Here is a 26,629-nt window from a genome sequence, read left to right on the forward strand (position 1 = left end):
TCTTAAAAACTTTTTTCTACTTTAATTCTGCTAATTTAATTGTTTTTTTCAGCTTATCGATATCAATGACAATCGGATCTTTATGGTTACTGCGGTGGGCATCCCGTGGTACCACTTCCCCTATCAAACCGTAATAATCAAGTTCCATATGATTACTTATGATATGAAAGCATGGCAGCAAATAAGTGGGTGTAAATAATTCCACTACTTTGGTTCCTGGGTTACAAAAGATAAGGTTTGTAAGCCCAGCCCCATGCGGAGAGACAATGACTTCAGCTTGGTTAAAAAGCTCAATTTTTTCAACAAATGACAGGGTAGATAATTTAACCATCTTAAATCCGTATTTTTCTAAAACAGCAAATACCTCTTTTTCATTCAATACCTTACGATGCAGGGCATCTTCGCGGCTGATAAAAATTCGTTTGTTCTTACTTTCATTTCGAACCTTGACCTTTGCTAAAAATTCATTTCTTAGAAACTGACAAACATTTTTCGGTACATGGGCGGAGTAGCCCGCCATGGAAGAAACAATTAATTGCTTGGCAAGAATATGCGTATCTGGTTGACATTCAATGATCATTTCTTTTGAAATGCCAAGCAATTTCAAGCTTTCATCCTGAAATTCACAATACTCCTTATGATAATATTTACCGCGATTGATAACGATTCGATCGTACGCAATTCCACTTTTGCGTAGTAATTCCAACCGCGGCAAAACATCAAACATCCAATGGAAGTAATTGAAACTAACTTGAAAGGTGATAACCGCCAAGGTTTCAAGGGTATAGGTAATGGGGGAAAGTTCCTTTTGTTTGAAAATGGAATGTGTCTTTGGAGTTAGATTATACTCAAACGAAACATCCCACAGCAGCTTATTATCAGGTGTGATGACACTTCCGTTACTTCCCCAGACACGTCCCCAAGGAATACTTGCTACAAATTGCCTAGGAATTCGGGGATGATAATGCCAGTTAATGGTTTCGACTCCCTTTGGCTTAGTGTTTATCACGGTCCGTTGGATGGGAAGTCTTTTATACAGAGCAGGAGTGGTCTCATCCTTGTAAGTGGATAAAAAATCGACTGTACGACTGTAGTAACCTATTGGAGGATCTATCATTTTCTTTCACCGCCTTTATTCCAATATCTTTGCAAATCCAGCTCGCCAGCATATCCATTAAAAGTTCGATCTATGTTCTCAACAAGCTCAATTGCCTCATCAATAGCTTCACGATAAAGTTGATAAATAAATGGACTTCTCTTCTTACTCACTGTATTAACCGACTGAATATTGTTTTTGGAGATTACTCGTAAACCACTAAAATGAAAAAAAATAAGCAAGTGATGATCAATCAAAATGGATTCATTAACTTTTAAAAATTTGTACTTTAATTCATTCCATGGTCCGACATTTACGCCAGGTGTTGTAATAGTACAAACATTTCCGAATCGTTCAGGCAGCTCGTCTAAATATTTTTGGTCCCCAAAGAGTCCTTCTTTAGGGGAAATCCTACAGTTTTCCAAGCATTTTTTCTTCCACCACGTAACTGCTTGTAGACCTATTTCATCCTGTTTAAAAGTGATAAATCCCGAATTGTATAAACCCGTTATCTTGCTTCCCCGTTGAATGGCTTGGTTGGCTCTAGAACTATATTTTTCTTCGATAGAAAGCAGCACCGAACAGTCTGGCTGTTTTTTAAAAATCGTTCTTGGGTCTCCCCAAAAATACAAATCTGAGTCCAGATAGGTAATCCGTTTGACAGACGGATAATTTCTCAATACATATTCGCAGATGACCGGTTTCAATGTCCAACAGTACTCATGAACTTTCCGTTCGTTTTTTAGTAAGACAATACTCTTCGCTAATTTTTTTTCGGGGATGAGCTTTGAATTTTCCCATTTCATTTTTTTCAAAAGGGTAAACGTCTCTTCGTCTATACAATGAATAAAGATGTAAAAATCGTTACCCATTACTTTTTTTAGCGAAGTAAGTAAAGCTAGGCCTTGATAAAGCCTCGTTTTCGATAGGATCGCGCAAAAATAGTTTCTCATTTTAGTTCCGGATTCCATGCGACGTTCCCTTGCTCCCACATTTCATTGACATCTAATACATTCTTATACGTATCGATAGCTGTCCAAAATCCATCATGAAGATAGACAGATAATTGACGGTCCTGTGTTAATTTTTTCAAAGGTTCTTCTTCAAATATGCAATTGACATCATCCTTTAAATAGTTGAAGACCTCCGGTTTTAACACAAAGTAGCCGCCACTGATGATTTCATCTGTCTGTGTTTTTTCTTCGAAGGATTCTGCAAGACCCTGATGAACGGTTAGGGTGCCAAATTGACTTTTTTTCTTAATTCCTGTTACCGTTGCAACCGTTCCTTTTGTCTCGTGGAATTCGACCAACTCGTATAAATTAACATCAGATAGGCCATCACCATAGGTTAATAGGAAGCTTTCGTCGCCGATAAACTCCTGCGCCATTTTGATTCTTCCACCCGTCATCGTATTAAGACCGGTTTCAAGGAAAGTAATCTTCCATTTCTCTTTTTGACCTAAGATTTTAATCTCTCCGGTAGAGGAATCCATCGTAAAACTATTATTCTTCCATTCGTAGTCCATAAAATATTCTTTGATCTTCTCACCCTTATACCCGAGCAATAAAATAAACTCATTGAATCCATAGTTCTGATAAATTTTCATAATGTGCCAAAGAATCGGCTTCTCCCCTATTAATGTAAGAGGCTTTGGAAGCTCATTGGTGATTTCATTCATTCTCGTTCCTTTTCCTCCACAAAGTATAACGACTTTCATGATTCTCCTCCCTTTGTTTGTTAGCTTTTTGAATACTCATCGATTTGCTGTAAGCAGACAGCTTTAACATCCTCTTGGGCTAAATATGCCTTTGTCCATTCCACACTCTTATCGATGGCTTGCTCTACATTCCATTTTGGGAACCAGCCTAATTTAGATTTCGCCTTTGAGCAATCTAGTCGTAAATAGTGTGCTTCATGCGGGTGTGGTCCACGAACAACTTCATAGGAAGCACTGTTGCCCCATTTCGCACAAATTTGGTTTACAACCCATTCCACCGTTTTTCCATCGCCATCATCAGGACCAAAATTCCATCCCTCTGCAAAACGTGTTCCATGTGTGTATAAATATTCTGCTAATGTCAAATACCCACTTAAGGGATCCAACACATGCTGCCACGGCCGAATCGCATGCGGGTTTCGGATTTTTATTTTCCCATTTTGGGCTAGGGTCCGAAAGCAATCCGGCAGCAAACGGTCGAGTGCCCAATCGCCTCCACCAATCACATTTCCCGCACGTGCGCTAGCAAGACCAATCCCACTGCTTTGAAAAAATGAATTCCGATACGCTTCCGTTACCAGTTCGGAGCAGGCCTTGCTATTGGAATAAGGGTCGTAGCCGCCAAGCACATCGATTTCTCGATAGCCCCATGGCCATTCTTGATTGCTATAGCATTTATCTGTTGTAACATTGATGACTGCCTTTAAATTTACGCCCTTTTGGACTGACAGTGTTACCGATTCTAGTAGATGAACGGTTCCCATTACATTGGTAGCGTATGTTTCAACCGGGTGGAGGTAAGAAGCGCGGACCAATGGCTGGGCGGCCATATGAATGACAATATCCGGATTTGTTTCGAAGATTGCTTTTTCCAGCGTTTCTTTGTCACGAATATCTCCGTAGTAAGTAGGGATGAGTGCTTCCAACTCGCATAACTCAAATAAACTCGGAGAGGTGGGCGGCTTTAAGCTGTAGCCGGTTACGTTTGCACCTAAGGAATGCAGCCATAGGCATAACCACGAACCTTTAAATCCTGTATGACCTGTTATAAAGACATTTTTATTTTTCCAAAAATCCGGATTTACCATCTTCTCGTTCCTCTCTTCTCTTGGTGGACATCCCCTTAGAATCCTTCAACATACTATGATTCAGCGGAATAAATAGTTTGGACGAAATGACCTGTTTAGGTGAAATTTGTGGATTTGCCCATATGAGGACAGATGTGATGAAGGACATTTCTTCTGATTTCTTATGGCGATTTGTCCTTCATGCACTGGATGATGGACATTTCTTCATATTTCCTATGACTATTTGTCCTTCATGCACTGGATGATGGACATTTCCTCGGATTTCCTATGACGATTTGTCCTTCATGCGCTGGATGATGGACATTTCCTCGGATTTCCTATGGCGATTTGTCCTTCATACGGGATGACTTTACTAATTTCCGATATAATGCTAAATACCTTTGTGCTGTAAGCGCCCAGGTGAACTGATTTCTAACGTGTAAGGCGCTTTCCACACCCATCCTCATTATTTTTTTGGGATTTGCAAACAGTTTGATAACCTGCCAGGTTAATTCGTTAACCACCCGTTCTGGTTGAATGAGAATTCCCGTTTTTCCATGTTCGATGATTTCCGGAATTCCTCCAGAATTTGTCGCAATCACAGGCGTACCTACTGCCATCGCCTCGACATTTACCAGCCCGAACGGTTCTGCTGCCGAAGGAACCAACAGCAAATCCGCCATTTGAAACCATGTGTGGATCTCATCGTGTGTGATAATAGAGTTAAAGATCACATGATCCTTTACTTTCTCAGCCATTTTCTGCAACCGCGCTTCGTATGCTCTGGTTTCGGCAGAAGGCGCGAGGGAGCTGCCAGCAATAAAGAGGATAATCGAAGGGTCGACCTTAATGAGTGTCGGCATCGCCTCAAGAATATGGTGAACCCCTTTTATTTCAACCAACCGGCCAACATAAAGAAGAATCTTCCTATCCGTAACGCCCCATTTCGCTTTCAACTGCGTCACCCTAGCTTTCGGTTCCTGGTGCCATTTCGGCTGGAATTGATCCACATCTACGCCTAAATGATTCACGATAATCTTTGATGAAGCGCATAGATTTTCTGTTACCATATGATTCTTTAAATAGTGGCTATTGACGACTATTGCGTCAGCTCCCTCCAAACACCTCATTAATTCCTCTTTGCTAATATGGGGTCGCGACATAAACAGAGTTGACTGCATCACTAAAATAATTTTTGACCTAGGCATTGCCAAACGGACTGCCTTAACAAACCTTGGGCGATTTTCAATATGGATGATATCAGGCTTTATTGTCTGCAGCTGTTCAATGGTTTGCTTCATATAAGGGTTACTTTGAAAGATAAGAAAACGATAGTACGTAATGGACCCCTTTTTCTCTAAGTGAGGCTGCCTGCTGAATTTCTTACCAAACATAAACACATCTGCTTTCTTTTGAAAAAGCTCCGCCAGCTTCACCATCAACATCTCAATGGAACTTGCCTTTCTTCCGGCAATCGGAAAAGTGCCTGGTGAAATCATTGCAACCTTTAATTTTCTGCCCACAATGCCACCCCTTTCAGTAACTGCCTATTACATTAGTTTATTCATAACGTGGTAGGAGCGTGTAGACAAGTTACAATGCCGCTGACAAAATACGATAAATTTCCCGGGAAACACCCCCAACCAAATGATTGATTCAAACGTCAAGAACCCTTTTGATAAACAAACTTCAGTCTATTTTCTAGAAAATTTATTGTCGAGAAAAGGAATCGTTCCTTGTTAAAAATTCCAAATCTAGTCACATTAAATGCTATAGATTTGCCACAAATTTTCGATTATGATAATGGAGAACGAATGTAAGAGGGGGAAATTGTCGATGGAAATTCAAAAAATCGGACAAATCGGGGTACCGGTAAAAGATTTAGAACGAGCGATTCAATTCTATAAGGAAAAACTAGGTCTTCCACTTTTATTTACTGCAGGAAATTTAGCCTTCTTTGAAAGCAATGGGACACGTCTCCTTCTAAGTCTTCCTGAAAATGAGGAATTTGCCAAAGCCAGCTCGATTCTTTATTTCCAAGTAGAAGACATTTATGCAAGCTATGAGGAATTAAGTTCGAAGGAAGTTACCTTTATCGACGAACCTCATCTGATCGCAAAAATGGGACAAACTGAAACCTGGATGGCGTTTTTTAAAGATGACGAAGGCAATACACATGCGTTAATGAGTGAAATTCAAGTGAATTAAAAACAAGGCATGAATCAATCGAACGTTGAATCATGCCTTGTTTATTAAAATTTCCCCTTACTTAGTCCGCAGGGACGGTTCTCCTGGCACTTTAGAGCCAGGAGAACCGTCCCTGCGGCTTCCCGACACAATGGTACCGGTGTTATAATGAAGTTGGCCTAAGAATGCAAAATAATTTGAATTTTCTCGGGTGATAAGATGAAAATTTCAATTGAAGAAATAAGCAAGGAACTGAGAGAAGAAATTCTCATTAGGTGTCATGAGGTAGATGAAGAAATATACGAAATCGTAAACAAGCTGAAAACAGAAGACCTCACTTTAGTTGGATATCAAGAAGATAGGGTTCATCGTATTAATCTTAAGGATATCTATTATTTTGAGGCAGTAGACGGAAAGGTTTTTTGTTATTGCAAGGACAACGTTTTTGAGGTAAAACAAAAGCTTTATGAGTTAGAGGAATTATGCAAAGAAAAGAACTGTTTTCGTGCCTCCAAATCAACCATTTTGAACATAGCTAAAATTTCATCTATTTATCCGTCCATTAGCGGTCGTTTCGAAGCGGTGCTTGATAACGGGGAACGTGCGGTTGTTTCAAGGCAGTATGTGCCTGTCCTTAAAAACATGCTTGGCTTATGAAGGAGGGATACATATGAAGATGTCCGAATTTGCACAAAAAATTATCAAGGATTTCTTAATAATCTTTGCATCCATCATTATTATCATTACGATTTTAAGACAAATCTATTATCCCCATCTGACCTTTGATTTGAACTCGATTTATATTATAATGGCCTTTTCATTAATTAGTGCATTACTGGGTTTTATTTTGTATTCTCCTACTGATGTAAGTGAGAAGGAATTGCGGATAAGAAGGACCATTCATTTTTTCACTTTGGAAATTCTATTGATTGCCCTTGGCAGTGTTTTTGATTTTGTGAATAGTGTATCAGACGGAATCATTCTTGCACTGCAAATTGCTGTTATCTATATTCTAGTTCGCCTGCTGTCATGGAAAAATGATAAAAAAGAAGCGCAGCAAATCAATGAAAAACTAAAGGCATTTAAGCAAGATGCTTAACGATAAGAACAAACAGCTGCAGCATTTGCAGCCGATTATAATGCGGTAGGCTTATAGCTTATCGTATTTTTTGCATCTTATTGGCCTGTGGATACAACTTACCGTTTTTCTATATATTTCCTCCCACAATTTTTTTATGATGAGTTCATAAATATTTTTCAAAAAGAAGGGGTAATATGATTGGAACGGTACTATTTTTGATTGCATTGATTTGTGAGGTTGGTTTTGTAATCTATTGTATGGTAACGAAGCAAAACCATAAAAAAGTAAAGAACTGGATGAGGGTTGCTGTATTTGCAGCATTTGTCATTCTTACCCTGTTATCCGTGATTGTATGGAGTTTCCGCTGGTTCCTGCCTGCTATTCTGCTTTTCGTAATGGCGGCAAAGGGTGCGGTCTCTCTTATCCGCAATAAAACAACGATCATAAAATACAAAACTACTTCTATTGTGTGGAAATCCATAATTACAATTTTGGCATTGGTTTTTGCATTTGCACCATCCATTGTTTTTCCGCAGCATAAATCACCAAAAGTGACAGGTGAGTATGAAGTCGCAACAGCTACTTACACCTATATTGATAAAAATCGGATCGAGGAATTTACCGATAAAGGGGACAAAAGATTTGTGAATGTGGAATTTTGGTATCCAAAAAAGGCAGATGGAACATTTCCTCTATTGGTGTTCTCCCATGGAGCGACGGGTATTAAATCAAGCAATACCTCTACCTATACGGAGCTTGCAAGCCACGGCTATGTAGTCGTCTCAATCGATCATCCTTATCATTCTTTTTATACCGTTTCAGAGGATGGAACGAGGGCTGTGATTAATTCAGATTATAACCTTGAAATCAGCAATCTCAATAAAGAAGAAAGTATTTACACGAATGAAGAACTTTATGGACTCATTCAAAAATGGATGAAACTGCGAACAGACGATATGAATTTTGTCATAGATACAATACTTGAAAAAGCCAAAACTGATAAAAAACCGGTTTACCATCATATCAATACTGAGAAGATTGGTGTGTTTGGGCACTCAATGGGCGGTGCAGCAAGTGTTTGGCTAGGCAGGGAACGGAATGATATAAGTGCAGTTGTAAATATTGACGCCCCTTTCTTTAGTGATCTTGTTTATAAGAAAGAAATCAAGGATTTTGTGGCTAGCAGTGAACCTTATGTAACTCCACTTTTTAACATTTATTCTGACGATGTTTGGGGCCAGCTCGAAAGCAACTCCCTTTATGCAGCAAACAAAACCAATAATGAATCATTTAAAGAGGCATATACGACTCATTTCCATGGGGCAAAACATTTAAGCTTTACCGATTTATCACTTTTCTCTCCAATACTTGCAACGATTATGCAAGGCGGAAAAGCCGACATTGACAATTATTACGCGCTAGAAACTGAAAATGATCTCATTCTAAAATTTTTCGACAAAGAATTAAAGGGCATAGGCAAGTTCAGTCCTAAAGAAGCATATTGATTTGTGGTGATCAGAGGGACGGTTCTCCTGGCTCTTTTGAGCCAGGAGAACCGTCCCTCCGGCTTCCTCTAGCAGCGAGGACTAATCCCAAATTTCAGCAAATAAAAAGGAAAAAGGCGGAAACACTAATAGTCAGAAACAATTATTTTCAAGTCCCTTTAGGACCGCAGAGGAGTTGTTATCCATAAATAAGAACAAATGGAGTTGGCTGTTTTTAACATCCCTAAAGGGAATTTCTCAAGTCATTTTTATTGAGAATGCTATCTCGGGATTTATCATTTTGATGGCGATTACCATTGCATCGTATTCTTTAGGAATTATCACATTTCTATCAAGTTTAATTGGAATATTAATTGGTAAGGCAGGCGGTGCAGAAGAGGAACAGGTTAATCGGGGATTATTTGGGTATAATTCCGTTCTTACAGGAATGGCGCTTTATTTATTTTTACAAGGTGATGAACGATGGTTCATTGCCCTGGCTGGGTCCGCGATTGCTGCTTTATTTACAGCAGCAATGGTGCACGTTTTTCGACCATCCGGTATACCGATTTTGACATTCCCTTTTATTGCTCTAACTTGGCTTTTGTTGCTCACTACTTACAGACTCGTTTCTTTTAAGATCAGTCCAGAGCTTACGCCACAATCGTTATCGAGTTGGACGTTAAATATTAAGGGAGAGACCGATTGGCTTGAGGGAGCCGTAAATGGTATCGGGCAAATTTTCTTCCTTGAGCATACCCTTTCCGGTATTTTGCTTTTTATAGCTGTTTTTTGGGCAGGATGGAGATTAGGTGTGTATGCGGTAATAGGCAATATTGCTGCTTTGTTAACATCCTACAGCCTCGGTGGAGAACACTCATTAATTTTTATCGGGCTTTATGGATATAATGCCATTTTAACGATTCTTGCCGTATCGGTTGTATTTAAGGGAGACTCCCGGTATGGAAAAATAACTGGAATTATTGCCGCTTGTTTAACCGTTCCAATTACAGCTAGTATTGTAACATTGCTTTTGCCATATGGACTCCCGGCGCTAACCATGCCTTTTGTACTTTGCACTTGGATTTTCTTAGGAGCCAGGAAAGTACTGCCTAACATATAAAGAACAAAAAGCGCAAGCGCCCTGTTCAGCGGCGTATGGCCTGGAGCGCTCCAACTGAGATAAAGGAAACACGAAGAGCCGGAGGCGATTCGATGTTGACTTATCGTAGGGCGGAGAGCGAAGGACACTAGCCGCTAGGGCGCTGGAGCTGGATTAAAAATGGCTGTCTCAAAAGGGATTGAGACAGCCATTTTTTATTTTTCCAATTGGTCACCATATATAGTAACTATCTTTGATTCAATGGCACTAACCTGTTCTTGATCAAGTGTTTGTTTCGGATGTGGATTGTACCAATGTATTTTGTTATCATCAATCATTCCTTTATATTCATTTCCTTCTACATTTAAGGAAAAATGCGGATGTTCATGAACGGTTCCCTCGAATAAACGATTTATTTCAAAATCTTCAAACATGTCTTTTCCTCCTTTTTTCAGATGGTTGGAGTTTCTCCCATTTAAATACCGAATATGCGGCGACTAGACCCAAAGACTAAACAACCCATCGTTGACGCCTAGATTGTACATATAATAAAAACCAAAAATAATACTGATCGTACCTGTGGTTAAAATCAATCCTTTGCTTGCGGCCATTCGATTCATGCTCAAAATAAATGGAATTCCGATAATGGTGGTAAAAATCAACATGCCGATTACCGTACCTATTCCAAACACAATCATATACATAGCACCCTGCCATACAGTATCAACCGTGCTCATGGTAAGAAGGACCATGGCCCCGCTGCCGGCAATCCCGTGAATAAATCCAATGAAAAGGGATTTATAATATGTACCTTTTTTTACCTTTGTCAGGTGAATGATATTTTCATCGTGATGATGAGAATGATTTTGTTTTTTGCGGATGGACAACATCGCAGCAATACCTAGGTACACCAACATAATTCCTACCAAAAATTCTAAAGTCAGTGACCACTTTTCCGGAATATCATTTTTCATCACAATAAAGATTAAACCAATAACGAAAAGTGTGACTGTATGCCCTATTCCCCAAAAGACGCCGGCAAGTGAGGCTTGCCATAATTTTTTACTTTGACTTGCAATCGTAGTAACGGCAATCATATGATCAGGTTCCATGGCATGCCTAATGCCCAAAATAAAGCCTAACGCTAAAACTGAAAATAACGTAACTTCCATTATTTCTTCCTCCCCAAAAACAATCTCTACTAGTTCTTCGGCAATTTTCTGTAATTGCTCAGTTCATACATTAATATTTTCTAAGTGAATATTGTTTTGATTGAAACCATTCATGACTAATATGCCTGTGAATTTCCGAAAAGATCCTTTCAATCACTTGTGTCGTATTCGCGAATACCCGAACAGTAAATCCGGATACTGGCAGTAAGGACAGCCCAACTTTATAATCCAATGTATTCATATCAAGAATGGAATATAACTGGTCAAGAAAAGAACTATTCATTTGCTTACAAACGACGAACATTGACCCTAAATGGGTAAATCCTTCCATAAATCCAAGTCCCCTGATATTTTGCAGTGCAGGCTTCAAATGTAAATGATCATAAACCACTAATTCATCATCCATATAGATTTCATTTAATAACTGAACAGTTTTATAGCTAAACCGCTCTCCTTCTGGTGACCAACCCGGAGTAATGATATCTGAATAAAGTAAGGTGGCTGATTGATCCATTCGGAATACATTTTTTTGTTTGTAATGTGCATTTTGATAGGCAATTAACGGATCAGGGAAATACTCTAGATAACTTCCAGCTTGCAAGGAAATCTCTGATTCTTGGTAGGCAAAACGATTCGGTGTTTTATAAACCTTTGTCGCTCCCTGGGTGGTTAAGGTTAATTTTGCATTTTCCCCCACCACTATCTTCATTTGATAGCGGTCCCCATCTAAATAGCCGCCTCCGGGATTTAATAAATAGTAACATGCCCTGCCGGAATCATCATGATAAACAGGGCGCATTACCTTAAATGCACCCTGATAATAAACATTTTTTGCAACAGTCTTCCCTTTTCTGTCTTCCGCATTTAAATGCAAAACACCTGTCCATTGTTCCATTTTACGCTAATCCTTTTAATAGAGCGTTCTGCTTCAACCAATCAAGGACATTATCCAGCCCCGCTTCATCTTTTAAATTGGTGAAGGCAAACGGCTTGTCCCCGCGGAACTGTTTCGTGTCGGATTCCATAACTTCAAGACTTGCACCGACATGTGGTGCCAAATCGGTTTTATTAATGATAAATAAATCCGATTTAATCATTCCCTGCCCGCCTTTTCTCGGGATTTTTTCCCCTTGGGCCACATCAATAATATAAATGGAGAAATCAACCAGTTCAGGGCTGAACGTTGCAGCAAGATTGTCCCCGCCGCTTTCCACAAAAATCAATTGTACATCTGGATGTTTTTCTTTAAGTTCATTGATGGCGGCAAAATTCATTGATGCATCTTCACGAATGGCAGTATGCGGGCAGCCGCCGGTTTCCACCCCAATAATACGATCGGCTGGCAGGACTCCGTTTTGCATTAGAAATTTCGCATCTTCTTTTGTATAGATATCGTTTGTCACCACTGCCATACTGATTTCCTCATTTAAACGCCGAGTAAGTTTTTCAACCAACATCGTTTTTCCTGCTCCGACTGGTCCGCCTACTCCAACTTTAATTGGTTCCATAAAAAACACTTCCTCTCATGACATAAAAATTCGAATATTTACACGTTCGTGCCTCATTTGCGATAACTCGATACCAGGTGAAACGATACCAAAATCTTCTTCACCCAACTGCCCGATAGCCGCAGCGGCATCCACTAAAACAGGTTGAATCTCACGAATGATTTTCTGTCCAGCTGTCTGGCCCAAAGGAATACCTCTTACTGCATTTTGAACGAGACTGGAAACGACAGAATACAGATAAAATAAAACGGTTGTCGATTTGGAGACACCAAGATTGTGAGCAACCATTGTAAAAACAATGGCTGGGTGACCAAATGACTGCTTTTCTGTAATTCGTTTTCTATAAGGCAAGAGGGCAGGTATTTCATATAAGGATTGGACAAGTTCTAACATCCGTTCCCCCATCCTCATGCTGCCCTCCCTCGTTTCACGAGGCAAATTTTGCACGGTCAACATTCTGTCTAATTTCCATACCTTTTGGAAATCCTCATCCTCTAATGCTTGGTACACAAGATGACATGCCAGCCCATCGGAGTTTAGGAGCTGTTCTTGAATAAACACCTGCAGCCATTGCGAAAATGTTTCTACGTTATGTACCGTTTCCTCTTGGATATAACTTTCTAGTCCATAGGAATGACTAAAGGCACCTGTAGGAAAATTGGAATCACATAGCTGAAAGAGTGCAAGAATTTTATCATCCATGGCTATGTCCAATATGTCGAAAAGCCTGTTTTACTTTTCGCTTTTCACGTTGGTAGGGAATCTCCAGTTCATTTAATAGTTCCTCCACAAGGTAATCATATTGAACCATCATGCTATCATCTTCAAATTGGGCTGGAAGATGTCTATTCCCTAACTGATGAGCAATTGTCCCCATTTCTTTGATACTCCGGGGAGTGATGACTAATAAATCGTCTGCAACCACGTCAATAACAATCATATTTTTATCATCCATATAGAGTACATCTCCAGCAACAAGATCACGTGGACCTTTTAACCGAATCCCGATTTCCCGTCCGTGGTCAGATGTCACTCTTTGAATTCGTTTTACCAAGTGATCACTCTCAAGGTATACTTTTTCGATATGCCTTCTTATAATTTCTTCCTTTTCCATGTGTTCAATATTGGTTTCGACTCTTTCGATCAGCATACTTTCTCACCTCAAAATAGAAAATAACGTTGCGCCATCGGTAGTTCTTTTGCCGGCTCACTGGTAATCAGCTCTCCGTTGACTCTAACCTCATATGTTTGCGGGTCAACAGATAATTCAGGGGTTTCTGAATTCAGTTTCATGTCTTTTTTCGTTAACTTTCTGATTCCATGTACCGGCATGATCATTTTTTCTAACCCAAGCTTTTCATGGACTTTATCTTCATAAGCTGCTTGCGATATGAATGTAATCGAACTTTTTTGCAATGCTTTCCCAGTAGTAGCATACATAGGACGGCTAATAATTGGCTGCGGTGTTGGAATCGATGCGTTCGCGTCTCCCATCATTCCATGAACAATCATTCCACTTTTGATGACCAACTCTGGCTTAACACCAAAAAACGCTGGAGACCACATAACTAAGTCTGCAATTTTTCCTACTTCAATCGACCCGACATAATCGGAAATTCCATGGGTGATCGCAGGATTGATTGTATATTTTGCAATATAACGCTTTGCCCGATTATTATTAGAAAGCTTATTATCCCCTTGAAGATAACCTCTTTCTTTTATCATTTTATCGGCTACCTGCCAGGTTCTTAGAACTACCTCACCAATTCGCCCCATTGCCTGCGCATCGGAGCTCGTCATGCTAAAAATGCCCATATCCTGCAGGACATCTTCTGCCGCAATGGTTTCCTTTCTAATCCGTGAATCCGCGAAGGCAAGATCTTCAGGAACGGATGGATTCAAATGGTGACAAACCATAAGCATATCTAAATGTTCATCAACGGTGTTAATCGTATATGGCAATGTAGGATTTGTTGAAGAAGGCAGTACATTCATATAGCTGGCCGATTTAATTAAATCGGGCGCATGACCGCCGCCGGCACCTTCTGTATGGTACATATGAATAACACGGTCTTTTAAAGCCGCCATTGTATTTTCAACAAACCCTGATTCATTTAGGGTATCTGCATGAAGTGCCACCTGTACATCAAATTTGTCAGCAACTGACAATGTATGATCTAGTGCGGAAGGTGTTGCACCCCAGTCTTCATGAACTTTTAACCCGATGACACCAGCCCTAATTTGTTCGGCCAACGGTTCCTCTGTTGCAGCCTGCCCTTTTCCTGTTAAGCCAACATTGATTGGCAGACCCTCGACCGCTTCAAGCATGCGGTGGATATTCCATTCTCCAGGAGTAACAGTTGTCGCTCTTGAACCAGCAGAAGGCCCTGTTCCGCCGCCAATTAAGGTGGTAAGTCCTGCAGTTAGGGCAACTTCGACTTGAGCCGGGTTAATGAAATGAACATGGGTGTCAATTCCCCCTGCGGTTACAATCATCCCTTCACCAGCGATAATTTCAGTTGAAGCCCCAATAACAATATCGACCCCATCCTGTACTAATGGATTTCCCGCTTTGCCCATGGCAGCTATTTTACCGTCACGAATCGCAATATCAGCCTTGTAAATTCCTGTATAATCTAAAATGACCGCATTGGTAATAACTACGTCAGGGATGCCATCACCACGAGTGACGAGAGGATGTTGTCCCATTCCATCACGAATGACTTTACCGCCGCCAAAAACGACTTCTTCACCATAAGTGGTATAATCTTTTTCAATTTGAATGATTATATCGGTGTCCGCTAACCGAATCGAATCTCCAGTAGTGGGACCGAACATTTGGGCATATTGCTTCCTCTGCATTTCAAAACTCATTTGTGATTGCCCCCTTCTAAAGCCCCATCCGTTTTATTGTTAAAGCCGTAAACCCTGCGCTCTCCTCCATATTGAACCAGCTCAACTTCCTTTTCATCACCCGGTTCAAAACGGACTGCCGCACCGGCAGGAATATTTAACCTTTTTCCATACCCTTCTTCTCTGTTAAATTGTAAGGATTCATTCACTTCAAAAAAATGATAGTGTGAACCGATTTGAACTGGCCGGTCACCTGTATTTGTGACCTTCACTCGAAAAAGGTCTTTTCCCTCATTGCAAATAATCGGTTCCTCTTTTAAAAATAATTGACCTGGTTCCCATTCCATTCGGGTGCCCTCCTGCCTCTAGTTAACGTATTGGATCGTGAACAGTTACTAATTTTGTTCCATCAGGAAAAGTAGCTTCTACCTGGATATCGTCAATGATATCTGCAATACCTTCCATTACATCATCTCGTGTCAATATGGTTGCTCCATATTCCATTAATTCTGCTACGGTTTTCCCATCCCTAGCACCTTCTAATACTTCGTATGTAATGAGTGCGACGGCCTCAGGGTAATTTAGCTTTAATCCTCTATCCCATCTTCTTTTTGCGAGGTCAGCTGCCACAACAATCATAAGTTTGTCTATCTCACGTGGTACTAGTAACATCATCCATCCTCCTTTATTAAATCTTTATTAAAAATCTACACCCTCCATATAATTGCCAAGTAAAGGAAATTTAAACCAAATATTTTTACTTGATTTTTGACTCTCAATTGTATTGGAAGAAATCCCTTTTTATAGTCATATAGCTCCTGTTTTTAGCCGAATAGGTTTCGGATACTACAAATGGTATTGTGATATACTGATAATGAGATTGATTCTGGTCTTTCGTTGCCACAGGGACGGTTCTCCTGGCACTTTTGAACCAGGAGAACCGTCCCTGTGGCTGATAACTAAATAAGTGAGGATGAAAAAGGATGGAATTGAACAAAGAATGTATGTATTGCATGGAAGATGAAAGACGTGACAACCTGATGATTGAAATTGCGAAGCTGGATGTTTCTACAGTCTTCCTTTTTAAAGAACAGACGTATACTGGTCGATGCAACGTCGTTTATAAAAATCATGTAAAAGAATTATTTGATCTTGATCAAGATGAATTAGCCGCTTTCATGAACGATGTAAAAAAGGTTGCCGCTGCAGTAAACAAGGCTTTCGAACCTGGTAAAATTAATTATGGTGCTTATGGCGATACAATGCATCACCTACATATGCATATTGTTCCTAAATACGAAGGCAAAGAAAACTGGGGATCAACGTTTGAAATGAACCCTGGGAAAACGTATCTGACTGACAATGAATATCAGGATATGATTAGAAAAATTAAGGAAGCTTTATAAATCCATAAAAAATAACAAGGCATGATTCAGCTATCGTTGAATCATGCCTTGTTTATGAAGCCCAAAAAACTTTGAAATTAGGAAAATGGGCCTCATGAAGGTTTTATAAAGCCCATAATTAATCAAATCGCTTTACATTAAGATTTCTTTGATTCAGACTCATCCATTATTGGCTCGGTGCCCGCAGCGTGTCTATAAAACGTGTTGTCCGCCTATCCAATAAAAAAGCTGACCGTAAACATCGTAATTGCACTCATCATAATAGTCATATGGCGCATTGCAACACGATCGGCAGCTTACCCATTCACCTTGAGCTTCTTTTTAAATCGAATCGCTGCCAATTCCAGAAGGATGGCAATAGCTAAGATAAAATAGGTTATGGCCCCAATTTCCCTAATGTCTAAGTAGAAACTGCTCGCCATAAACATGTCAAATCCGATGCCGCCAGCACCTGCTGCTGCTCCCATAGCGATGGCAACCGCGAAGTTGATTTCAAATCGAAGAAACGTCCAGGAAATCATATAAGTGAGAGAGGATGGAATAACCGCTTGAAAAATAATCTGCCACCAGTTTGCTCCACTCGCTTGAAGGGCCTCGATGACTCCCTTGTCTAATTCCTCAAAGGACTCAGAATATGCCTTTACTAAATAGCTTACCGAATGGAACGTCATTCCAATGACAGCAGCTACACTTCCGAGGCCTGCCGCCACCGCAAAAATTAACACCCACAAAACAGTCGGAACTGCTCTTATAAAAGCAACTGCTCCCTTAATCACAGAAGAAACTCGTTTATTCGTCAAATTTTCAGCAGCCAGTAATCCCAAAAACACAGCGATGATAGCTCCAAACAATGTGGTTAAAAAAGCTAGACCCAACGTGACAAACACCTGATAAAGTGCATGAGTAAAGGTAAAATGTTCAAGATGAGGTTCTAGAAACATTGCTTTTAGATTCGCAAAAGTAGTTAAAACTGCTTCTCCAAAATCAAGCTGTTTGTAGTTAAAACTAAAAAATGCGTAAAAGGTTAAAAGTGCTAAAATGCTCAGTGTACTTCTTATGACCACAGTTGATTTAGTCAAAGTTTTAATTCTTATTTTCTTTTGCAGACGGTGATTCGGGTCCAGTAATTGTTTGGCTGAGGTTAATTGTTCATTTGCTTCCATTACAGAACCGCCCTTCTGACGTAATTAGATACCGATTCAATGAATAATATCGCAACGATAATAACGACAACAACCAAAGAAGCAACATCATAATTTAAACTTTTATAATACAAGTTAAATGTAAACCCAATCCCTGAGCCGGTAAGCAGCCCGATCAGGGTGGCACTTCTTATATTTGTTTCTATCATGAATAAGATCCAGCTGATCATTTGTGGAAGGCCTGATGGGATCACAGACTGAAAGATAATCGAAAAGTAGCTTGCACCAGTTGCTTGTAGTGCTTCAACAGAGCCACTGCTTACCTCATCAATGGTTTCAACAAAAGCTCTTGTTAAAAAGCCAAACGAACCAAAAAACAAGGCAAAATAACCTGTTAATGAACTTTGACCAAATGAAAATAGTAGAATCATAGCCCAGGCTGCCACATCGATATTTCGAAAAATAGTCGCAATTCCTCTGCTAATACCTCCAAAAAAGGCGTTCACTCTTGTCGTATTCGAACCAAGAATCGCAAATAGTAAGGCAAAAACAGCTCCCGTAGTGGTTGCCGCAATCGAAACCAACAGCGTTTCGATTAACTTATCCAGAATATCAGGAAGCTTCGTTAATGATTCTTGCGTTGGATAAAAGTTTGCCACTCCCCATTCAACTGCTTTTGGTAATGAGGTAAATCCTTTAACGATATTGTACTCGGTGATGATAATGGCTAGTAACGTGACAGCACTTAAGATGGCGAGAAATCCCAACGTATTGCGTTTCTTTTTCACAAAATAATTAGCCTGCATGGATGCCTCCTACATCAAAAATAAGATCTTCAGCTTCAGAGCCGTAAATACGCTGAATATCTTCTTTTGTAATGTTTTTAGGCGCGCCATTATAAACAACTTGACCACTGTTAATACCAATGATTTTATCCGAGTACTTCAATGCCACATCCACTTGATGCAGATTTACTAAAACGGTAATGCCCATGGTCCTTGAAATGTTTCTCAAGTGATCCATAATGATCTTTGCCGAATTCGGGTCAAGTGAAGCAATGGGCTCGTCACACAAAAGCATCATTGGATTTTGAATAAGAGCACGAGCAATTCCAACTCGCTGCTTTTGACCGCCGCTCAATTGATCCGCCCGTTTATAGATGTGTTCTTCTAAACCAAGAACATGTAGAATGTTAAATGCCTGTTCCTTTTCTTCTTGACTATAAAGGCCGAGGACTCCAGCCAATGTTGATTTTTTCCCCAAATTGCCATGAAGCGTATTCTCAATGACACTTAAGCGATTAACTAGATTATAATGCTGAAAGATCATTCCGATTTTCGTTCGGATTATTTTTAAGTCCTTTTTCTTCAGATTCATCACGTTCATGTTATCAAAAATAATTTCTCCGCTCGTTGCACCAATCATTCGATTAATACAACGAAGGAGAGTAGATTTCCCCGCTCCTGATGGACCGATGATTGAAACAAACTCTCCTTCATTTACAGAGAAGTTAACATCCGATAACGCCCTCATATCACTACCAAATTGTTTGGACACATGATTTACTTCTAATAAGGCTGTCATAGGTTAACTCTCCTTGCTATTTGGTTAATTATTTTGAAAGCTCACGAATTGGGTTGAACCAAGCATCCTCTACTTCAACTAAACGCTCGTCAGCTGATTTCTTAAATAATCCTGAAAACTCAGAATCCTCTGGAACGAATATTTTTTCGTTGTTCGCAATTTCATCTGAAGTCATGATTTCAAGAAGTTGACCTTTAAGCTCTTCATTCATAGTCTCTGAATTGTAAACAAATGGTGCATTTAATACTGGAGTAACGGAGATAAGTGAAAATTCTTTTCCAACAACCGTGTTGAATGGTTCCGCTGCATCACCTTTTACTTTATAAACCGCACCAGGTCGATTTTCTTCACCATCAGCCAGTTCCACATAATTGTTCACACATGTATCACAGAAAGCCGCTACATCCGCTTTTCCTGATAATAGATTAACTGCAGAACCCTGGTGAGAACCTCCGTATAAAACTTCGCTAAAGAATTTATCTTCGCCGCCTTCAAGCAAATCTTCTGCTGTTAAGTCTTTAAACTCTCCCATTTTACTGAAGTAATCAACGATTCCTGTTGATGGAACCTTAAATCCTGAAGTGGAACTATTCGATACAAAGGAGAATTTCTTGCCTTGAATGCTGTCGATTACAAACTCATTGCCATCCTTATATTCATCAACATTGTCTTTATTTACGGCTAACCAGCTATAATAAACTGCATCATCTAAAGTACCTGACGCACCAGTTGGGACCACCAAAGGAAGAACTTTTTCATTTTTGTTATGCGCTTCAATGTAACCTTGAGCTCCTAAAAAAGCCATATCTGCGTTTCCATTGGCTACTGCTTCAATGGCAACAATATAATCTGTCGTTGTTTTGTGCTCGACCCTTTTACCTGTTTTCTCTTCGATTATTTTTCCAATTTCATCACGAGCTTCCGTAAGATCTGTCCCAGATTCATTTGGAAGCCAAGCAATGGTGAGGGAATCTTTATCACCAGCTCCCGCAGAAGCTGAACAACCTGCAAATACGACTAACATAACGATAGAAAGTAAAAATAATAACGTCCTTTTCATCTTCAAACTCCTCGCTTTTTTTAGTATTTGGCCACTTCCATACTGTACCAACGAATTGTCAAGCTTCTATTAATCTTATATAAATATTTGTTAAGAGTTGGTAAAACTAGTAGGATGAGAGAAAATTCCATTTTGCATGTTGTACTCTTGATTACATAAATGATTCATAAACTCCAAGTCATGAAAGATTCCAAGCATCGTTGTTCCTTCTTTCATGAGCTGTTCAATGAGAAGCTTCACCTTTATTTTAGAATCATGATCTAAACTTGCTGTCGGTTCATCCAATAGCAGCAGTCTCGGCTTTTTCACCATCGCACGTGCGATATTAAGCCTCAGTTTTTCACCCCCGGAAAAAGTGGTTGGGTAGCTGTCCCATAATTCTTCATCCAATTCAAAATGCGCGAGAATCTTCTCTGTTTCTTTTTCCGCCAAGTCATGATTTTCCCCCATTTCAAGGATTGCTTGGTTCACAAGCTGCCTAGCCGTCGTTCGCGGCATGACATTTAAAAATTGAGACACATAGCCGATTTCACGCTTCCTTAAATAAAGCAATTCTCGTTCGGTTGCCTCTGCTAAATTAATTGGCCCAAATTTTTTTGAATGATACCAAATACTTCCTTGCTGGATACGATAAGTTCCATAAATGCATTTTAAAATCGTAGACTTGCCGCTTCCACTTTTCCCCGTAATTCCGACAAATTCTCCTTCTTTTACCTTTATATCCACACTGCTTACTGCTCGGATATGTTTGCCCAAATTATGTAGGTCAAACGATTTGGATAAGTTCTTAATCTCTAGAAGGGTCTCCACCCATTCACCTGCTTTCTGAAGTTGAAATTTTCTTCTCCTTTAATCTGAACACATTCGGCTTAGATACGATAATTGGTCTTTTGAATTAGCTTTCCGTCAACAAATACTCCCGTAATCACTGGAAAATCATCAGTAATCTTTTCAATAATAAGCAAATCAGCTTTTTTTCCTTCGCTGATAGAACCTATTTCAGCTTCCATTTTTACTGCTTTGGCAGGGTTAATCGTGACAAGCTTCATCATATCCACTAAATCCATGCTATATTTATCAACCAGCTCAAAGATCGAATGAAGCATCGCTGCAGGATAGTAATCACTGCACAAGATATCAATCGATTGGTTTAGAATCGCTTCAGCTGCTCCCAAGTTTCCACTATGAGAACCTCCAAGGAGGACATTTGGAGCACCGGCAATCGTATACATGCCAAGCTCCTTCGCACGGCGCGCTACCTTTAAAGTGATAGGAAATTCGCTAATAGTCGTGCCAAAACTATGAACAAGTTCGAGCTTTTCAAGACTATCGTCATCATGGGAGGCAACGGCAATACCATGCTCATGCGCAAGCTGAGCGATTTCCTTTATGTCGTCAATCGATAGCTTCTCCTTCGTTTGGTGATTATGAATCAGAACATCAATGGATGAATCACTGAGATTGTTATAGCTTTTAACAGTATTGCGGTAAATTTCTAAGTGACGATACTGCCCCTGCCCAGGTGTATGGTCCATAAAAGAAACTAAATGGACTTTGTCCTCTTTTATATAACTTTTGAGATTTTCTATTTCTTCAATATTATCAATCTCAAATCTTGCATGGAATCGATGGCGGACAAGGTGCTTCATACTATGGGTCCGGTCAATTAAATCAATAAATTTCCTAACATTTTCAGGCTCACGTATTGGCTTATATTCATAATCGCTTCCTTTGAACAAGGAAAGAGAATGGAACATCGTCGTAATACCGTGTGCGATTAGCTGTTTCTCTGTTTCTAGTAAAGCCAAATCAAAATTCATCAGTGAGGTCGGTCTAGGTGCTGCCATATGCTCAATGTAGTCCGAATGGATATCAATAAAACCTGGAGAAATATATCCTCCTGCTGCATCAATGACCTCTATCTGTTCCTCAAATTTAATTTCACCTTTAGGTGCAATTTTCTTAATTCTGTCCTCTTCAATTAATAGATCATAGCCATGCAATATGGCTTCTTCAGTGATTAATCTTCCGTTTGTAATCACAAACAAAGTACTTCCCCCTAAATTTTAGAATGGAACTCTCACAGCAAGGCTCTTTTCTCAAACGTTGTTGCTTTTGGAAATTAGATACCCTTGTTTGAGCATTATTTTCATTGGAAATAGCCTTAACATAGGAGAAAAGAGACTACAAACTTAATTCTAAAGCTCAAAATAGCTTATTCCACGTTAAAATCGGCTTAAGGATTTTAACAACCATCATTACAAAAACAGCCTACAACAATGAATGAACAAGCTGCTGTGTATATCGATGCTGCGGGTCCTCGAGGATTTGATCCGTTAACCCTTGCTCAATAACCCTGCCCTCCAACATGACGAGGGTTCTGTCTGCTAGCATCCGAATGACTCCTAGATCATGCGAAACGAGAACAATACTTATATTTAATTCACGCTGCAGACTTTTTATTAAGTCAAGGACACTCGCTTGTACAGACAGATCTAATCCAGTCGTCACTTCATCCAGTAGAAGAAGTGGAGGACGATTGGAAAGAGCTTTGGCAATTTGAACCCGCTGCTGCATGCCCCCCGAAAAATTTTTCGGCGCCTCTTTTCGGCGATGAACAGGGATATTTACTTTATTTAGAAGTTCCGTCCCTCTATCTTCCATCATGCCTACATGCTGGTGCCCAGCTGCAATGAGCTTCTCGGCAATATTCCCAATCGATGAAAAGTTCATTTTTAAACCCAATAAAGGATTTTGATAGACTTTCCCCATGATGTGATTGCGAATATAGCGTTGCTGCTGAGAAGACTCTTGAAAGAGGTTTTTCTCCCCATTATGATAGGCTGCTAGATAGGCCTCTCCATCCGATACTTCCTGATCAAAATAAAGGCATTGCATCAATGTTGATTTTCCGCTGCCACTTTCTCCCACAACACCAAGAACCTCTCCTGGAAAAACATCAAAGGATACATCTCTACATGCATAGACCGTTCCACAAATGTGACAATAATTTTTAACGAGAGATTCTCCGTCTTGGCACTGTAGACATCCTTTACCGTACTGCTTATTTAAGTTTTTTATCGATAAAACCGGAACTTCAAATTCAGCCATTTATTTCACTCCAAGTGGTTCGACTTCATTTAATGTTTCAATACAGTAGCTTGTATCATTACATTGATAGAACGTTTCATTCGTTCCTTCATCTACGAGCTCATCTAAAAATACCCCTGTTGACCCACATAACCGGCAATGCTTGTCATTAAAGGACTCTGGCTCGAATGGATAATCTTCAAAATCGAGCGATACGACCTTTGTATACGGTGGGACTGCGTACACTTTCTTTTCACGGCCCGCCCCTAACAGAATAAGTGCTTCACTATCATGCATTTTCGGGTTATCAAATCGTGGAATTGGACTCGGTGCCATCACATAACGATCATGGACCATCACAGGGTGATCCGCCCCTGTTGTCATACTTCCATATTTCATAATCTGTTCAAACAGCATCAACCAAGCACCACTATATTCTTTCTCTGCGTGAAGCTTTTTTGTTTCATTTTCGCTTGGCTCATAATATCGAAGTGGTTCAGGAAGCGGCACCTGCAAGATGAGAATTTGATCCTTTTTTAGCGGAACCTCTGGAATCCGATGTCTCGATTGAATAAGGGTTGCTTCTGTCGTATGATCCGTTGTTTCCACCCCAGTCGTATCAGAAACGAGCTTTTTAATATTGACGGCATTAACGGATTCATCCGATCCTTGATCAATGACTTTTAGAACATCCATTTTGCCAATTAACGATAGAGTTAACTGCAAACCTCCAGTTCCCCATCCTCTGCCAATCGGCATTTCTCTTGAGGCAAACGGAACTTGGTAACCAGGTATCGCAATCGCCTTTAGCGTTGCTCTTCTAATTTCTCTTTTTGAACCTTCGTCAAAAAAAGCAAAGTTATAGGCTGTATTCATCCGCGTTTCACCTCTTGTCCTTCCTCATTTTTCACCGCTTCTGTTTTCGTTTTCCGCACGCTGTCAAGCTTGGATTGGAAGGTAACATAATGAGGCATTTTCAAATGTGAAATAAAGCCCGTCGATTCCACTGAATCAATATGATAAAGAACAAATTCTTCATTATGACTAGGAAAGTCAAGATTTGGATGTTCAAGACAATTATCGAGAATTCCCATTGCAATCGCCTTTGTTTCATTTTGGCCAAACACAAGGCCGTAGCCGATTTCAAATTCCATTTCCTTTTTTCCATATTCTTTTTCTACAGTAACAGGCATGAGCATTTCGACTTCTGTTACTTTTACTTCTCCAATATAAAAGGCATCATCATCGTCACCAGCTTCTGTTGGATGATCAATCGTAACAGGCAAAGTGCCCACACGAAGCTCGCCAACAGTCGGATGCATTACTCCATATCCTCGAATCACCGCATAGGCAAGAGAAGTAACAGCACCTGTTTCGCCTCTTGTTAATATTTGCAGTCTTTGACTTCTGCTCGATGGAAACTCGAGACTTTCTCTCGTCACATCATCTGGTTCACTATCGTTGTTTTCGCAAGGGGGGATTAAGCCTTCTTTACGTAAATAATCGAGCACCTTTGGTAAAGTTAACGTTTGCTCATCACCTTGGAAGCTTTCCTTTTGATATTGATGAAGCCATTCCTGGACGACTTCGTCACTTTCATCCATTAAGTTAAAATCAAGTAACCGGTGCGTATAATCAGTGGTTGCCCCAAGAATTTGACCACCTGGGATATCTTTAAAGCTTGCCGAAATCCGTCGCTCTACATTCATTAGTTGTGATTCAATCACTCTTGAGTAATGCTTCCTGGGGACCGTTGAACGATACGCTCTTAACAAGAATACTGCTTCTTCTGGATTTCCTTCTGCCTGTTTAATCGCAATGGCAGCCAAGGTTTCATTGTATAGACTGCTTTCGGACATGACCTGATCAATTAGTCCGCGCATACCGGCTTTAATTTTTTCTACCTCAATGGTTTGTCCGTGATGAACTCTTTCATATTTCAAACGTTTGATTGACTCTTCAATGGCATGCGTTCCACCTTTAACGGCTACATATCCCATTCAACCATCACCCTATTTCCGGTAATTTGTGTAGTTCTAGGCAATGACAAAAGCTGATGATTTTGATCAACAAAAATCAAATCAATCCCTAACGGATATTCCTTGTTTTTTTCCTGACGGCTTTCCACCCAGTTTTCTTTTATATCCAGATAAACAGACTCATGTTTTTGAATTCCAGGTCCTTTTAACAATAGTGCTTCACCGCTTGTCACAGAATCCACTTCAACGATAATGGTGGCAGATATGTGTGGATTTTTTAACGTCCCAGACTTTGCATTAATAATTGCCTCTTCAAGCGACCCTTTTTCTGCATCTTGAAGAATTAATAGATAATCAGCATTTTTTGTTTCTGCTGGCTTTGCATAGGTTAATTGATTAATGGTTATCGAAGCGGTATCCTCTTGAGTGGAAAAAACCTTAAAAGAAACTTCCTGATCGAATAAGGTTAGGGCCAACAATAAAACAGATGCACTGCTGCCTTTTATATCCTCCTCTTCTACTAATGCCGCCTCTTTCCTCAAATCCGAAATGAGCCCAGGCCTTGAAGTAGAATCCACCAGTTTTCGATAAACAGATTGAAGATCGTGAACGATATCTAGTTCCAAAATCTCTTCCCCCTCATTAAACATCCATCGTTTCAAAGTTTACTTTTGTTTTTAAAATAGAATGGCTGTCGGCAGCTCTCTGCTCCTGAATGACTTTCTCCTCGTTTTCAAGGAGCAGCTCCATCCACCTAATCGTTTCAGGCGGCATCGCTTCAAACGCGGCGTCAACCACAGCAAGATGATACGAAAGCTCTGGCTGATCTCCTGTCACAATGCCAATTCCAATTCTTCCATCGATTTGGACCTTACATTCGGTTACCAACACTTCACCAGGATAAAAAAGGCTCTTTTGGGAAGTCTCTCGGACTTTCAACATCACTAAGCCACTTTCTGGCTCTTGGATGACCTTCACCTGGTATTGATCTTTTATACAAACGGCCATGTCCTCTACTAGTTTTTGAGAGCCATTGATTAAAATCTCTGTTCTTCGTTTTCTTTTCATCGAAGGCCTCCTAATGTCTTTGTTCTACAT

The 26,629-nt window shown here is 40.0% G+C and carries 31 protein-coding genes; 6 read left to right on the forward strand and 25 right to left on the reverse strand.

Going from position 1 to position 26,629, the window contains the following annotated elements; genetic code table 11:
* Positions 1 to 16 precede the first annotated feature (16 nt).
* From AC2TFD_RS26920 to AC2TFD_RS26940, 5 genes are all read right to left on the reverse strand, one after another.
* Positions 17 to 1,117 (reverse strand): glycosyltransferase family 61 protein, encoded by a 1,101-nt coding sequence (locus tag AC2TFD_RS26920; RefSeq protein ID WP_484674315.1) that lies wholly within the window; start codon positions 1,115 to 1,117, stop codon positions 17 to 19.
* Complete coding sequence (locus AC2TFD_RS26925) at positions 1,114 to 1,902, reverse strand: glycosyltransferase (RefSeq protein ID WP_484676369.1); 789 nt, start codon at positions 1,900 to 1,902, stop codon at positions 1,114 to 1,116. Before AC2TFD_RS26925 ends, AC2TFD_RS26920 begins: the two co-directional genes overlap by 4 nt.
* 143 nt (positions 1,903 to 2,045) lie before the next feature.
* Positions 2,046 to 2,816, reverse strand: coding sequence for a sugar phosphate nucleotidyltransferase (locus tag AC2TFD_RS26930; RefSeq protein ID WP_335568695.1), 771 nt, complete (start codon positions 2,814 to 2,816; stop codon positions 2,046 to 2,048).
* 20 nt (positions 2,817 to 2,836) lie between these two features.
* Positions 2,837 to 3,904 (reverse strand): CDP-glucose 4,6-dehydratase, encoded by a 1,068-nt coding sequence (rfbG, locus tag AC2TFD_RS26935; protein WP_484674316.1) that lies wholly within the window; start codon positions 3,902 to 3,904, stop codon positions 2,837 to 2,839.
* Positions 3,905 to 4,221: 317 nt separating this feature from the next.
* The gene (locus AC2TFD_RS26940; protein WP_335511769.1) at positions 4,222 to 5,406 is read right to left on the reverse strand and encodes a glycosyltransferase family 4 protein; all 1,185 of its coding nucleotides are present in this window, start codon (positions 5,404 to 5,406) and stop codon (positions 4,222 to 4,224) included.
* 313 nt (positions 5,407 to 5,719) lie between these two features.
* Here AC2TFD_RS26940 and AC2TFD_RS26945 point away from each other — a divergent pair, with 313 nt between their 5' ends.
* The 5 genes from AC2TFD_RS26945 (at position 5,720) to AC2TFD_RS26965 (ending at position 9,758) form a co-directional block, all read left to right on the forward strand.
* Complete coding sequence (locus tag AC2TFD_RS26945; RefSeq protein WP_335511771.1) at positions 5,720 to 6,091, forward strand: VOC family protein; 372 nt, start codon at positions 5,720 to 5,722, stop codon at positions 6,089 to 6,091.
* Positions 6,092 to 6,289: 198 nt separating this feature from the next.
* Positions 6,290 to 6,727, forward strand: a complete 438-nt coding sequence (locus AC2TFD_RS26950) for a LytTR family DNA-binding domain-containing protein (protein ID WP_335511773.1) — start codon at positions 6,290 to 6,292, stop codon at positions 6,725 to 6,727.
* Between the two features lie 13 nt (positions 6,728 to 6,740).
* A complete protein-coding gene (locus AC2TFD_RS26955) occupies positions 6,741 to 7,169 on the forward strand; it encodes a DUF3021 family protein (RefSeq protein ID WP_335511775.1) in 429 nt (142 codons plus the stop codon).
* Between the two features lie 176 nt (positions 7,170 to 7,345).
* Complete coding sequence (locus AC2TFD_RS26960; protein ID WP_484674317.1) at positions 7,346 to 8,656, forward strand: alpha/beta hydrolase family protein; 1,311 nt, start codon at positions 7,346 to 7,348, stop codon at positions 8,654 to 8,656.
* Between the two features lie 175 nt (positions 8,657 to 8,831).
* On the forward strand, positions 8,832 to 9,758 hold the full coding sequence (locus AC2TFD_RS26965; RefSeq protein WP_484674318.1) for an urea transporter: 927 nt from the start codon (positions 8,832 to 8,834) through the stop codon (positions 9,756 to 9,758).
* A gap of 194 nt (positions 9,759 to 9,952) precedes the next feature.
* Here the strand turns inward: AC2TFD_RS26965 and AC2TFD_RS26970 are convergent, their stop codons facing one another.
* From AC2TFD_RS26970 to AC2TFD_RS27010, 9 genes are all read right to left on the reverse strand, one after another.
* On the reverse strand, positions 9,953 to 10,171 hold the full coding sequence (locus AC2TFD_RS26970; RefSeq protein ID WP_335519424.1) for a hypothetical protein: 219 nt from the start codon (positions 10,169 to 10,171) through the stop codon (positions 9,953 to 9,955).
* Between the two features lie 63 nt (positions 10,172 to 10,234).
* Positions 10,235 to 10,909 (reverse strand): HoxN/HupN/NixA family nickel/cobalt transporter, encoded by a 675-nt coding sequence (locus AC2TFD_RS26975; protein ID WP_484674319.1) that lies wholly within the window; start codon positions 10,907 to 10,909, stop codon positions 10,235 to 10,237.
* Positions 10,910 to 10,979: 70 nt separating this feature from the next.
* Complete coding sequence (locus AC2TFD_RS26980) at positions 10,980 to 11,804, reverse strand: urease accessory protein UreD (RefSeq protein ID WP_484674320.1); 825 nt, start codon at positions 11,802 to 11,804, stop codon at positions 10,980 to 10,982.
* Between the two features lies 1 nt (position 11,805).
* Positions 11,806 to 12,417 carry an urease accessory protein UreG gene (gene ureG / locus AC2TFD_RS26985; RefSeq protein ID WP_034675468.1) on the reverse strand — a complete coding sequence of 204 codons (612 nt, stop codon included), beginning with the start codon at positions 12,415 to 12,417 and terminating at the stop codon, positions 11,806 to 11,808.
* A 15-nt stretch (positions 12,418 to 12,432) separates the two neighbouring features.
* Positions 12,433 to 13,119, reverse strand: coding sequence for an urease accessory protein UreF (locus tag AC2TFD_RS26990; protein ID WP_335517267.1), 687 nt, complete (start codon positions 13,117 to 13,119; stop codon positions 12,433 to 12,435).
* Positions 13,112 to 13,567 carry an urease accessory protein UreE gene (ureE, locus tag AC2TFD_RS26995; RefSeq protein ID WP_335517270.1) on the reverse strand — a complete coding sequence of 152 codons (456 nt, stop codon included), beginning with the start codon at positions 13,565 to 13,567 and terminating at the stop codon, positions 13,112 to 13,114. Before ureE ends, AC2TFD_RS26990 begins: the two co-directional genes overlap by 8 nt.
* An 11-nt stretch (positions 13,568 to 13,578) precedes the next feature.
* On the reverse strand, positions 13,579 to 15,291 hold the full coding sequence (gene ureC, locus AC2TFD_RS27000; RefSeq protein ID WP_335517272.1) for an urease subunit alpha: 1,713 nt from the start codon (positions 15,289 to 15,291) through the stop codon (positions 13,579 to 13,581).
* Positions 15,288 to 15,617 (reverse strand): urease subunit beta, encoded by a 330-nt coding sequence (locus tag AC2TFD_RS27005; RefSeq protein ID WP_335517274.1) that lies wholly within the window; start codon positions 15,615 to 15,617, stop codon positions 15,288 to 15,290. The genes ureC and AC2TFD_RS27005 overlap by 4 nt, the downstream gene beginning before the upstream one ends.
* Before the next feature lie 22 nt (positions 15,618 to 15,639).
* Positions 15,640 to 15,942 (reverse strand): urease subunit gamma, encoded by a 303-nt coding sequence (locus AC2TFD_RS27010; RefSeq protein ID WP_034675444.1) that lies wholly within the window; start codon positions 15,940 to 15,942, stop codon positions 15,640 to 15,642.
* 311 nt (positions 15,943 to 16,253) lie between these two features.
* Here AC2TFD_RS27010 and AC2TFD_RS27015 point away from each other — a divergent pair, with 311 nt between their 5' ends.
* Positions 16,254 to 16,676 (forward strand): HIT family protein, encoded by a 423-nt coding sequence (locus AC2TFD_RS27015; RefSeq protein ID WP_335509180.1) that lies wholly within the window; start codon positions 16,254 to 16,256, stop codon positions 16,674 to 16,676.
* A gap of 296 nt (positions 16,677 to 16,972) precedes the next feature.
* Here AC2TFD_RS27015 and AC2TFD_RS27020 read toward each other — a convergent pair whose 3' ends face one another.
* From AC2TFD_RS27020 to phnG, 11 genes are all read right to left on the reverse strand, one after another.
* Positions 16,973 to 17,839, reverse strand: coding sequence for a PhnE/PtxC family ABC transporter permease (locus tag AC2TFD_RS27020; protein WP_335509183.1), 867 nt, complete (start codon positions 17,837 to 17,839; stop codon positions 16,973 to 16,975).
* Entirely contained in the window at positions 17,839 to 18,624 is a 786-nt protein-coding gene (locus AC2TFD_RS27025; RefSeq protein ID WP_335509185.1) for a PhnE/PtxC family ABC transporter permease, read from the reverse strand. The genes AC2TFD_RS27020 and AC2TFD_RS27025 overlap by 1 nt, the downstream gene beginning before the upstream one ends.
* Positions 18,614 to 19,402 carry a phosphonate ABC transporter ATP-binding protein gene (gene phnC, locus AC2TFD_RS27030; protein ID WP_335568688.1) on the reverse strand — a complete coding sequence of 263 codons (789 nt, stop codon included), beginning with the start codon at positions 19,400 to 19,402 and terminating at the stop codon, positions 18,614 to 18,616. Before phnC ends, AC2TFD_RS27025 begins: the two co-directional genes overlap by 11 nt.
* 28 nt (positions 19,403 to 19,430) lie before the next feature.
* Complete coding sequence (gene phnD / locus AC2TFD_RS27035; protein ID WP_335509189.1) at positions 19,431 to 20,462, reverse strand: phosphate/phosphite/phosphonate ABC transporter substrate-binding protein; 1,032 nt, start codon at positions 20,460 to 20,462, stop codon at positions 19,431 to 19,433.
* A 90-nt stretch (positions 20,463 to 20,552) separates the two neighbouring features.
* On the reverse strand, positions 20,553 to 21,272 hold the full coding sequence (locus AC2TFD_RS27040) for a phosphonate C-P lyase system protein PhnL (RefSeq protein ID WP_335509191.1): 720 nt from the start codon (positions 21,270 to 21,272) through the stop codon (positions 20,553 to 20,555).
* A gap of 59 nt (positions 21,273 to 21,331) precedes the next feature.
* Complete coding sequence (phnM, locus tag AC2TFD_RS27045) at positions 21,332 to 22,510, reverse strand: phosphonate metabolism protein PhnM (RefSeq protein WP_335568687.1); 1,179 nt, start codon at positions 22,508 to 22,510, stop codon at positions 21,332 to 21,334.
* Positions 22,511 to 22,733: 223 nt separating this feature from the next.
* Positions 22,734 to 23,573, reverse strand: coding sequence for an ATP-binding cassette domain-containing protein (locus AC2TFD_RS27050; protein WP_335568686.1), 840 nt, complete (start codon positions 23,571 to 23,573; stop codon positions 22,734 to 22,736).
* Complete coding sequence (locus AC2TFD_RS27055; RefSeq protein WP_335568685.1) at positions 23,574 to 24,428, reverse strand: alpha-D-ribose 1-methylphosphonate 5-phosphate C-P-lyase PhnJ; 855 nt, start codon at positions 24,426 to 24,428, stop codon at positions 23,574 to 23,576.
* A complete protein-coding gene (locus AC2TFD_RS27060; protein ID WP_335568684.1) occupies positions 24,425 to 25,552 on the reverse strand; it encodes a carbon-phosphorus lyase complex subunit PhnI in 1,128 nt (375 codons plus the stop codon). Before AC2TFD_RS27060 ends, AC2TFD_RS27055 begins: the two co-directional genes overlap by 4 nt.
* Positions 25,540 to 26,157 carry a phosphonate C-P lyase system protein PhnH gene (gene phnH / locus AC2TFD_RS27065; protein WP_484674321.1) on the reverse strand — a complete coding sequence of 206 codons (618 nt, stop codon included), beginning with the start codon at positions 26,155 to 26,157 and terminating at the stop codon, positions 25,540 to 25,542. The genes AC2TFD_RS27060 and phnH overlap by 13 nt, the downstream gene beginning before the upstream one ends.
* Before the next feature lie 16 nt (positions 26,158 to 26,173).
* Positions 26,174 to 26,599 (reverse strand): phosphonate C-P lyase system protein PhnG, encoded by a 426-nt coding sequence (phnG, locus tag AC2TFD_RS27070; RefSeq protein WP_484674322.1) that lies wholly within the window; start codon positions 26,597 to 26,599, stop codon positions 26,174 to 26,176.
* Positions 26,600 to 26,629 lie beyond the last annotated feature (30 nt).

This window comes from Neobacillus sp. plas4, from assembly GCF_057221695.1.

Excerpts from the sequence above, each read along its gene's own strand:
- AC2TFD_RS26945 (WP_335511771.1), top strand. The coding sequence starts at position 5,720 with ATGGAAATTCAAAAAATCGGACAAATCGGGGTACCGGTAAAAGATTTA.
- AC2TFD_RS26970 (WP_335519424.1), bottom strand. The coding sequence starts at position 10,171 with ATGTTTGAAGATTTTGAAATAAATCGTTTATTCGAGGGAACCGTTCAT.
- AC2TFD_RS26955 (WP_335511775.1), top strand. The coding sequence starts at position 6,741 with ATGAAGATGTCCGAATTTGCACAAAAAATTATCAAGGATTTCTTAATA.
- rfbG (WP_484674316.1), bottom strand. The coding sequence starts at position 3,904 with ATGGTAAATCCGGATTTTTGGAAAAATAAAAATGTCTTTATAACAGGT.
- AC2TFD_RS26975 (WP_484674319.1), bottom strand. The coding sequence starts at position 10,909 with ATGGAAGTTACGTTATTTTCAGTTTTAGCGTTAGGCTTTATTTTGGGC.
- AC2TFD_RS26980 (WP_484674320.1), bottom strand. The coding sequence starts at position 11,804 with ATGGAACAATGGACAGGTGTTTTGCATTTAAATGCGGAAGACAGAAAA.
- AC2TFD_RS26950 (WP_335511773.1), top strand. The coding sequence starts at position 6,290 with ATGAAAATTTCAATTGAAGAAATAAGCAAGGAACTGAGAGAAGAAATT.
- AC2TFD_RS27020 (WP_335509183.1), bottom strand. The coding sequence starts at position 17,839 with ATGGAAGCAAATGAACAATTAACCTCAGCCAAACAATTACTGGACCCG.
- phnG (WP_484674322.1), bottom strand. The coding sequence starts at position 26,599 with ATGAAAAGAAAACGAAGAACAGAGATTTTAATCAATGGCTCTCAAAAA.
- AC2TFD_RS27055 (WP_335568685.1), bottom strand. The coding sequence starts at position 24,428 with ATGAATACAGCCTATAACTTTGCTTTTTTTGACGAAGGTTCAAAAAGA.
- ureG (WP_034675468.1), bottom strand. The coding sequence starts at position 12,417 with ATGGAACCAATTAAAGTTGGAGTAGGCGGACCAGTCGGAGCAGGAAAA.
- AC2TFD_RS27060 (WP_335568684.1), bottom strand. The coding sequence starts at position 25,552 with ATGGGATATGTAGCCGTTAAAGGTGGAACGCATGCCATTGAAGAGTCA.
- AC2TFD_RS26925 (WP_484676369.1), bottom strand. The coding sequence starts at position 1,902 with ATGAAATGGGAAAATTCAAAGCTCATCCCCGAAAAAAAATTAGCGAAG.
- AC2TFD_RS27010 (WP_034675444.1), bottom strand. The coding sequence starts at position 15,942 with ATGTTACTAGTACCACGTGAGATAGACAAACTTATGATTGTTGTGGCA.
- AC2TFD_RS27025 (WP_335509185.1), bottom strand. The coding sequence starts at position 18,624 with ATGCAGGCTAATTATTTTGTGAAAAAGAAACGCAATACGTTGGGATTT.
- phnC (WP_335568688.1), bottom strand. The coding sequence starts at position 19,402 with ATGACAGCCTTATTAGAAGTAAATCATGTGTCCAAACAATTTGGTAGT.
- AC2TFD_RS27050 (WP_335568686.1), bottom strand. The coding sequence starts at position 23,573 with ATGGCTGAATTTGAAGTTCCGGTTTTATCGATAAAAAACTTAAATAAG.
- ureE (WP_335517270.1), bottom strand. The coding sequence starts at position 13,567 with ATGCTGATCGAAAGAGTCGAAACCAATATTGAACACATGGAAAAGGAA.
- AC2TFD_RS26990 (WP_335517267.1), bottom strand. The coding sequence starts at position 13,119 with ATGGATGATAAAATTCTTGCACTCTTTCAGCTATGTGATTCCAATTTT.
- AC2TFD_RS26920 (WP_484674315.1), bottom strand. The coding sequence starts at position 1,117 with ATGATAGATCCTCCAATAGGTTACTACAGTCGTACAGTCGATTTTTTA.
- phnD (WP_335509189.1), bottom strand. The coding sequence starts at position 20,462 with ATGAAAAGGACGTTATTATTTTTACTTTCTATCGTTATGTTAGTCGTA.
- AC2TFD_RS26960 (WP_484674317.1), top strand. The coding sequence starts at position 7,346 with ATGATTGGAACGGTACTATTTTTGATTGCATTGATTTGTGAGGTTGGT.
- AC2TFD_RS27005 (WP_335517274.1), bottom strand. The coding sequence starts at position 15,617 with ATGGAATGGGAACCAGGTCAATTATTTTTAAAAGAGGAACCGATTATT.
- AC2TFD_RS27015 (WP_335509180.1), top strand. The coding sequence starts at position 16,254 with ATGGAATTGAACAAAGAATGTATGTATTGCATGGAAGATGAAAGACGT.
- ureC (WP_335517272.1), bottom strand. The coding sequence starts at position 15,291 with ATGAGTTTTGAAATGCAGAGGAAGCAATATGCCCAAATGTTCGGTCCC.
- AC2TFD_RS26930 (WP_335568695.1), bottom strand. The coding sequence starts at position 2,816 with ATGAAAGTCGTTATACTTTGTGGAGGAAAAGGAACGAGAATGAATGAA.